Here is an 8,700-nt window from a genome sequence, read left to right as displayed (position 1 = left end):
TGCCCGCTCGGCCCGCTCGGCCCGCTCGGCCCGCTCGGCCCGCTCGGCCCGCTCGGCCCGCTCGGGTTCTCCGCGATTTTGGAGTCGTGGTCCCGGATTTAACGTGCATTTCCGACATTTCCAGGACCACAAGTCCAAGATCGCGGAACTTGGCCGCGAGGCTAGGGCGCGGGGCGAGGCCACCTCGCGGGCAAGAGCGAGGGGGCGGGCGGAGCCACGCCTTCGCGGCGCGGAAACGTCGGCCGTGCGTCGGCCGAAGCGGCGAGGAGCTCAGGCATGGTCGCGCTCATGGCCGCAGGGCAAGGCCGCGGGCAAGAGCGAGGGCGCGGGCGAAGTCTCGGCGGCGCAGCAAGCGCCGGCCCGGTTCTCACGCGAGGACCTCAGGCCAGGCCGCACTCCAAGGCCGTTGGGCAAGGCCGCGGGCATCGGGCATGGGCGAGCGCGGCATGCGCGAGGGCATCGGCGTGGGCATGGCGCGGGCGCGGGGCGAGAGTGCGGGCATGGGCGCGGGCATGGCGCAAGGGCGCGGGCACAAGGCAACGGCGCGGGCACAAGGCAACGGCGCGGGCACAAGGCAACGGCGCGGGCGCGGCGCGAGAGTGTGGGCGTTTGCGAGGGGCTCAGGCGCGGCGAGGCCCCGGCGGCGTGGAAAGTGCCGGCCGGGGCCTCGTCGGAGTGCCGTGGGGTCAGGCCAGGCCGCGCTCCACGGCCGCGATGATCTGCGGCCGCAGCTCCGACGCCCGGATGATCGCGTCCACCGAGCCGACCTCGACCGCCCGCTGGATGCTGTGTACGCCGTCGAACTCGGCCGCCACCTCGCCCAGCTTCTCCGCCCGGACCGTCGAGCGGACCTCCATGAGCTGCGTGACCAGCGCCGCCCGGGCGCCGCCGGTGGCTGCGGCGATTTGTGCCTCCAGCGTGGCCACCCGTGGGTCCTTGGCGGTGCGGGCGTCGACGTCGCCGGCGAAGACCACGGCCGCCGCCGGGGCGCCGCCGATGACCGACGCGAAGGAGCCGTCGACGGCGAGGACCGTCATGTTCGGGTTGAGCGCCTTGGAGAATACGACGAACGCGCCCCCGTGGTACCGCGAGATCACACAGAAGACGATCGGGCCGCGGAAGTTCACGATCGCGCGGCCGATCTCCGCGCCGTACTCCAGCTGGAGCCGCCGCATCGACTCCGGTGAGCCGTCGAAGCCCGACAGGTTCGCCAGCACGACGAGCGGGCGGTTCCCGCTGGCCGCGTTGATCGCCCGGGCCGCCTTCTTCGACGAGCTGGGGAACAGCGTGCCCGCGGTGTAGGTGTCCGGGCCGTCGGTGGGCGGGAAGCCGCGCCGCGGCACCGAGCGCGACTCGATCCCGAGCAGGCAGACGGGGATGCCGCCGAGGTACACGTCCTGGACGACCGCGGTCTCGGCGTCGGCCATGCCGGCCCAGCGCTCCAGGACCGTGTGGTCCTGGTCGGCCAGCGCCCGCATCAGCGTGCGGATGTCGAACGCCTTCTTCCGGTCGGGGTTGCGCTCCTTCGAGAAGATCTCGCCGACGGTCGTGAAGTCGCTGTCCGGCACCGAGTGCGGGAACGGGGAGATGTCGCGGTCGGCCGGGTCGGTCGTCGCCGCCCGGCGCGGCCGGGACTCGCCGGGCGCGATGTAGGTGTGGTCGTAGTACGTCATGAGCAGGTCGCGGGCGGCCTGGAGGTCGGGCGCCCAGTACTGCGCCTGGCCGTTGGGGCCCATGACCCGGTCGTAGCCGCCGATGCCGAAGTTGTCCTCGGCCGAGACGCCGCCGGAGAAGTCCAGCGACTGCTTGCCGGTGAGCACCATCGCCGAGTCCGGGGTCATGATCAGGACGCCCTTGGTGTGCATGAGCATCGTGGCCTCGGCGTTCCAGTACGGCTGGGCGCCGACGGTGATCCCCGCGACGACGATGTTGATCTCGCCGCCGGCCTGGGTGAACGTCACGATGCGCTTGAGCGCCGCGGCGACCCAGTCCATGTTCTCGGTGCCGGAGTTCATCGCGATCCGGGCGCCGGCCGAGAGCGCGAACCAGTCGACCGGCACGCCCATCTCCTCGGCCAGGTCGAGCGCGGCGATCACCCGCGCGCACTCCGCCTCGGCGAGGGCGCCGAGCGACTTGGTCGGGTCGCCGAGCAGCGCGACCCGGGTGACGCCCTCCGGATACCGCTCGGTGGGCGTGCGCACCACGCCGGCGACGATGCCCGCCTTGTTCTGCCCCTTCGGGCGGTCGACCGGGACGAGCCGGCCGGTGTCGTCGAGGTCGTGCTCGACGAAGTCGCCGGGCTGGCCGGCGAGCATCTCGGTGAGCTCGTACGGGTACGTCGTGCCGCGGCGGCGCGCCGAGAGCACCTTCTGCCGGTAGTCGTCGAGCGGCTGGATCAGCTCGGTCGAGGGATAGGTGACCGACATGCGCATGCCCTGGTCGTACGACACCTGGACCGCGATGTCGACCAGCTCCCCGGTCGCCGGGTCGCGCTGGCGGCCGAGGAACAGCACCTCCTCCAGGCCCGCGTTCGCCGTGATCGGCAGCAGGCGGTGGGCGACGGCGCGCAGCTCGTCGACGGACAGCTCGCTGGCCGGCCAGACGTAGATCGTGATCCGGTTGGTGTCGAACCGCTTGCGGGCCGGCCGCCGCGCCTGGACCTTGCGGATCGCGTCGACGCAGCCGTCGAGCGCGCCCTCCAGGGCGGGCAGCGCGAGGATCCGCCCGTCGGTGTCGCGCAGCGGGGTGATGTCGCGGACCTGGGCCATGGCCGCCAGCCGCTCGTCGGCCGGGTTGCCCGGGGCGACGCAGTGGAAGACGTAGATCTCCTCGTCGACCGACGGCAGGCGGGTGAGGTCGAAGTTGCGCAGCCGCGGCAGCTGGAGGCGCTCGGCGATGAGCGGGTGCAGGCCGCGGATGACCCGGTCCTCGCCCACGCCGGGGTGGAACGTGAAGTGGTGGTGCATCGCGCTGCCGGTGCGCCCGGCCACCGACACCGTCACCCGCTGCAGCGACTCGGGCAGGCCGGCCTGGTCGAGGACGTCGCGCAGGGTCTCGGCCATGGCGTCCACGTCGGGCTGGTCGGTCCAGCGCAGGTAGATGTCGGCGATCGAGTCGCCGCTGACCAGCCCGGCGACCTGCTCCAGGGTCAGGTGCAGGTCGACGAAGTCGGTGGCGGTCGCGATCAGGTGGAAGCCGTCGTAGGCGGCGGTGAAGAAGCTGTGGCCGGCGCTCTCGAACGAGCGCGGGTCGTTGATGCCGCGGTTGCCGTAATACCGCCGGCTGAGCACCTCCAGCATCGGGCCGTGGTCGGCGCCGGACTTGCCGATCCGCTGCCCGAGCAGCCGGACCAGCGGTTCCGGCGAGGAGACCATGCGGGCGATGCGCTCGGCGCGGTCCTCGGCGTCGGGGTGCTGGTCGAGGTACCGCAGATGCTCCCGGACGTCCACGTAGACCTCGGCCCGCTTGCGCCGCAGCATCGGCTGGGCCGCCCACCGGAACACGATGCTGCGCGCGAGGTCGCCGACGACCGGGAACCGCAGCTGGGTGGCGAAGATCAGGTGCTCCAGGGCCTGCCCGACCAGCTCGCGCAGCCCGTCGCCGGGCAGCGCCTCGGTCAGCCACTGCTGGAGGAACGTCACGATCACCGACACGTCGGCTGAGGCGCGCTGCTGCGCGAGGAAGATGCGGAACACCGCCTCCTCCAGCGCGGCGGTGCGCTCGAAGTCGTCGATGCCGTAGTGGGCCAGGGCCCGGGCCAGCCGGGTGCGGAACGTGTCCGACAGCCCGGCCCGGTCGACGTCGAGGCTCTGCAGGTACGTGTGGAAGTACTCGCGCGGGCTGTGCACCCGGGTGTCGGCCCTGGCCTCCTCGCCGGCCGTCCGGTTGCGGCTGAGCTCGGTCAGGTCGGCGAAGACCCGCAGCAGCTCGACCTCCTCCTCCAGCGGCCGGTGGCTGAGGTCGGCCCGGGCGGCGAGATACTCCGACAGCACCCGCCGCTCGTCGCGCGGGTCGAGGTCGTAGCCGAGCAGCAGGCTGCGCAGGTCGGCGATGCCGCGGGCGACGCGCTGCTCGGGCGTGCGGCCGGTCGGCTCGGGCGGCAGCTCCAGGTCGACGGCGTCGGTCTCCGCGGCCTCGGCCTCGGTCCCGTCGCCGACCGGCTCCAGCCGCAGCATCGGCGCGCCGGTCTCGACCTGGCTGCCGACGGAGACCAGCCGCTCGCGCAGCTTCGCCTTGAACGGCGCGCGCAGGACGGTCTCCATCTTCATGCTCTCCAGGACGATCACGGGGGCGCCCGCCTCGACCTCGTCGCCGACCTCGAGCGGGGTGGCGACAACCAGCGCCGGGGCGGGGGAGCGCAGCACGCCGCCCTCGTCGCGGCTCACCCGGTGGGTGACGCCGTCGACCTCGACCAGGTGGATCGGGCCGTGCGTGTCGGTGACCAGCCGGTAGCGCCGGCCGTTGACCAGGATCCGGCCGGTGTGCTCGTCGAAGCGGTCGAGCTCGACGTCGACGGTGGCGGTGTCGCCGATGCCGACCCGGAACCGGCGCGGACCGGTCTGGGCGACGGTCACCCGGTAGGTCGCGCCGCGCAGCTTGAGGTCGATCGGCCGGCCGCTCTTGTGCTGGACCTGGGGCCGGCCGCCGTGCGCGGTGGACAGCAGCCGCTGCCGCTCGACGAGCGCCTCGTCCTCGTAGGCCTCGATCGCGGCCGCGGCCAGGGCCACACCCGAGTTGCGGGTGGAGACCAGGCGGCCCTCGGCGCGCACCCGGTCGATCCAGCCGGTGTCGGCGCTGCCGTCGATCACCTCGGGCTGGTCGAGCAGGTCGAGCAGGAAGCTCTTGTTGGTGGCGCCGCCCTCGATGATGACGGTGGTCTCGGCGACCGCGCGGCGCAGCCGGCCGAGCGCCTCGTCGCGGTTGCGCCCGAACGCGATGATCTTGGCGATCATCGAGTCGAAGTCGGCCGGGATGACGTCGCCCTCGCTGACGCCGGTGTCGACCCGCACGCCGGGGCCGCTCGGCAGCACCAGCCGGACGATCCGGCCGGGCGCCGGCGCGAAGTCGCGGTCGGGGTCCTCGGCGTTGAGCCGGGCCTCGACGGCGTGTCCGGCCTCGGCCGGGACGAGGTCGCCGAGCCGGCCGCCCGAGGCCACGTGCAGCTGGGCCTTGACCAGGTCGAAGTCGGTGGTCGCCTCGGTGATCGGGTGCTCGACCTGCAGGCGGGTGTTGACCTCCAGGAAGGCGAACAGCCGCTCACCCGGGTGGTAGAGGAACTCGACGGTGCCGGCGCCGCGGTAGTCCACGGCGAGGGCCAGCCGCTCGGCGGCGTCCTTCAGCTCGCGGGCCTGCTCGGGGGCGAGCACCGGGGAGGCCGACTCCTCGATGACCTTCTGGTTGCGCCGCTGCACGGAGCAGTCGCGCACGCCGAGCGCCCAGGCGGTGCCCTGGCCGTCGGCGATGACCTGGACCTCGACGTGCCGGGCGCCGGTGACCAGGCGCTCCAGGAACACGATGCCGCTGCCGAACGCCCGGGCGGCCTCCAGGCTGGTGCGCTCGTAGGCGTCGGTGAGCTCGGCGTCGCTGCGCACGACCCGGATGCCGCGGCCGCCGCCGCCCGCCGTCGCCTTGAGCATCAGCGGGTAGCCGATCTGGGCGGCCGCCGTCTTGGCCGCCTCCAGGGTCTCGACCGCGCCGCGGCTCCACGGCGCGACCGGCACGCCGGCCTCCTCGGCGATCAGCTTCGCGCCGATCTTGTCGCCGAGCTTGCGCATCGCGTCGGCGCTGGGGCCGATGAAGGTGACGCCGGTCTTCTCGCAGAGCTCGGCGAAGGTGGGGTCCTCGGCGACGAAGCCCCAGCCGACCCAGGCGGCGTCCGCGCGGGTCTCGACGAGGGCCTTCTCCAGGACGGCGTGGTCGAGATACGGCCGGGCCGACGCGGGGCCCAGGCAGTAGCTGTCGTCGGCCTCGCGGACGAAGGTGGCGGTGCGCTCGGCGTCGGTGTAGAGGGCGACGGTCTCGATCGGCGTGGCCCCGGCCTCCGCGTTGAGCTCGCGGACGGCGTGGATCAGCCGCATGGCGGCCTCTCCGCGGTTGACGATGGCGATGCGGCTGAACACCGAGCAAGCCTCCCAGAGGTGCAATCACCAACAGAACTGTTGGACCCGCCACCGGGCGGGGGCGATCCTTGTGAATAACCTACAACGGCACCTGTCGACTTCAGCACACGACGCTGTTCATGATGACAGAAGTGGGCCCGTGGAACCACGCACGGTGAGATGGACGGGAAGCATCACCGACTGGCGGGCGGTCGGGGCCGTCGTGCGGTCCAGTCGTGACAGTAGCATCGACACCGCCACCCGGCCCGCCTGCTCAATGGGTGCCGTCAGCGTGGTGAGCGGCGGGTGGCAGAAGTCGGCGCCGAAGATGTCGTCGCAGCCGACCACGCTCAGCTCCTCCGGCACCCGGACCCGCCGCTCGCGCAGCCGCTGGAGGATGCCGATCGCCAGCAGGTCGTTGAAGACGATGCAGGCGGTCACGCCGGTGTTCAGCACCGCGTCGGCGGCGGCCGGCCCCGACCCGCGGCCCGACGGGAACGGCCCGACCCGGGTGAAGGTGAGCCGGTGCCGCGCGGCGACGTCCTGGGCCGCGCGCCAGCGGGCCTCGTTGGGCCAGGACCGCTCCGGGCCGGACACGTAGGCGATCCGGCGGTGGCCAAGCGAGATCAGGTGCTCGGCGGCCTGGTGGATGCCGGCCGGCGTGTCGATGATCGTGCTCGGCACGCCGCGGACGTTGCGGTTGATCGTGACGAGCGGGATGTCCTCGGCCAGCTTGGCCAGGGCCTTGTCGGGCAGCCGGGACGCGGCCAGGATGGCGCCGTCGAGCGAGCGGCGCATCTTGTGCAGCAGCTCCACCTCCAGCTCGCCGGAGTCCTCGGTGTCGATCAGCAGCTGGGCGTAGCCGGCCGCCTTGAGCTGCTGCTGGGTGCCGCGCAGCACGCCGAAGTAGAACGGGTTGGTCACGTCCGAGACCAGCACCGCGATCGCGCCGGTGCGCCCCGAGCTCAGCGCCCGGGCCTGCGAGTTCGGCACGTACCGCAGCTCCCGCGCCGCCGCCTCGATCCGCTCCCGGGTGGCCGGGTTGACCCGGCCCGGGTTGTTGAGGGCGCGCGAGACGGTCGACGCGGCCACCCCGCAGGCGGCGGCGATGTCGTTGATCGTTACCGGCCGGTCGGCGGAGCCGAACTGGTGCGCGCGAGGCATGGCGGCATTTTGGCAAGAGGTGGCAAACGATTGCCATCCTCCGAAAGGCGTTGATAGCTTCGCCTCAATCCGCCCCGTGCTTCCGAACACCCCCGGGAGACACCACATGAAGCGCTTACCGATCCTCGCCGCCGTCTGCGCCGCGAGTCTGTTCCTGGCCGCCTGCGGCGACGACGCCAGTTCCGACAACAGTTCCGACAACGGCCTGAGCGGCGCCGGCAAGACCCTCAACGTGCTGGTCCAGGCCAACACGATCTACCCCGAGCAGCAGCGCGCCTGGTTCACCGAGATCAACGACAAGTTCAAGGCGCAGACCGGCGCCGAGGTGAAGTTCGAGACGTTCGCCTCGGCCAACGACGAGCTCACGAAGATCCAGACGGCCGTGCTGTCCGGCCAGGGTCCCGACATCTACTCGCTGGGCACGACGTTCACCCCGACCGCCTACGCGACCGGCGCGTTCCTCGAGCTCAAGGACGACGACTGGAAGAAGCTCGGCGGCAAGGAGGCCTTCGTGCCGGCCACGCTGGGCATCTCCGGCCCCGACGCCGAGCACCAGGTCGGCATCCCGTTCACCAGCCGGCCGTTCGTCATGGCGTACAACACCGAGATCCTCGGCACCGACAAGCCCGCGACCACCTGGGACGGGCTGCTGGAGCAGGCGAAGAAGTACACCGGCAACGGCCGCTACGGCCTCGCCGTCGCCTACGCCGACGGCTTCGACCCGTGGAAGTTCATCTGGGCGATGAGCGTCCAGGCGGGCAACCCGCTGGTCAAGGACAAGAAGGCGTCGCTGGACGACCCGGCCACGCTGAAGGCCTACCAGACGTACCTCGGCTGGCTCGCCACCGACAAGGTCGTCAACCCGGCCGCCGTCGGCTGGAAGAACGCCCAGGCCATCGCCGACTTCGGAGCGGGCAAGGCGGCGTTCCTGCCGATGGTGTCGGCCACGTCGAAGGTCACGCTGGACAAGTCGGCGGTCGCGGGGAAGTACGCCTACGCGATCATGCCGACCGTCCCGCCCGGCGCGACCAGCACCGCGTCCAACGGCGTGGCGGCCACGAGCATCCTGTCCGGCGACAACCTCGTCGTCGCGAAGTACACCAAGAACAAGGACCTGGCCCTCGCCCTGGTGAAGCTGCTCACCAGCCCCGAGCAGCAGGAGTCGTACTACAAGACGTTCGGCGAGCTGCCCACGAACGCGACGGCGGCCAAGAAGCTGCAGTCCGACCCGGCGCTCGCGGCGATCATCGACTCCGCCTCGAAGGCGGCCGGCACCCCGTTCAACGGGGCCTGGAGCCAGGTGCAGCTCGCCCTGCTCAACGTCGTCGTGCAGTCCATCCCGTCGCTGCAGGCCGGCAAGGTCGACGACGCGAAGCTCAAGTCGCTGGTGGCCGACGCGCAGAAGGCAGCGCAGGACGCCCTCGACAAGCAAAAGTAG

Annotated in this window: 3 protein-coding genes; 1 reads left to right on the top strand and 2 read right to left on the bottom strand. The window is 72.1% G+C overall.

Features of this window, described 5'->3' with window-relative positions:
• Window positions 1–686: 686 nt before the first annotated feature.
• Window positions 687–6,119 (bottom strand): carboxyl transferase domain-containing protein, encoded by a 5,433-nt coding sequence (locus tag ABZS66_RS29585; RefSeq protein ID WP_354763279.1) that lies wholly within the window; start codon window positions 6,117–6,119, stop codon window positions 687–689.
• Between the two features lie 117 nt (window positions 6,120–6,236).
• Window positions 6,237–7,262, bottom strand: a complete 1,026-nt coding sequence (locus ABZS66_RS29580; RefSeq protein ID WP_354763277.1) for a LacI family DNA-binding transcriptional regulator — start codon at window positions 7,260–7,262, stop codon at window positions 6,237–6,239.
• A gap of 106 nt (window positions 7,263–7,368) precedes the next feature.
• Here ABZS66_RS29580 and ABZS66_RS29575 point away from each other — a divergent pair, with 106 nt between their 5' ends.
• Window positions 7,369–8,700 carry an extracellular solute-binding protein gene (locus ABZS66_RS29575; protein ID WP_354763275.1) on the top strand — a complete coding sequence of 444 codons (1,332 nt, stop codon included), beginning with the start codon at window positions 7,369–7,371 and terminating at the stop codon, window positions 8,698–8,700.

Origin of the sequence: Dactylosporangium sp. NPDC005572, assembly GCF_040605515.1 — a bacterium.
Lineage (GTDB): Bacteria > Actinomycetota > Actinomycetes > Mycobacteriales > Micromonosporaceae > Dactylosporangium.
This window is presented reverse-complemented; position numbering and strand designations above follow the sequence as displayed.

What these genes read in the sequence shown, in the direction of transcription:
- ABZS66_RS29575 (WP_354763275.1), top strand. Translation starts at nt 7,369, where the DNA reads ATGAAGCGCTTACCGATCCTCGCCGCCGTCTGCGCCGCGAGTCTGTTC.
- ABZS66_RS29580 (WP_354763277.1), bottom strand. Translation starts at nt 7,262, where the DNA reads ATGCCTCGCGCGCACCAGTTCGGCTCCGCCGACCGGCCGGTAACGATC.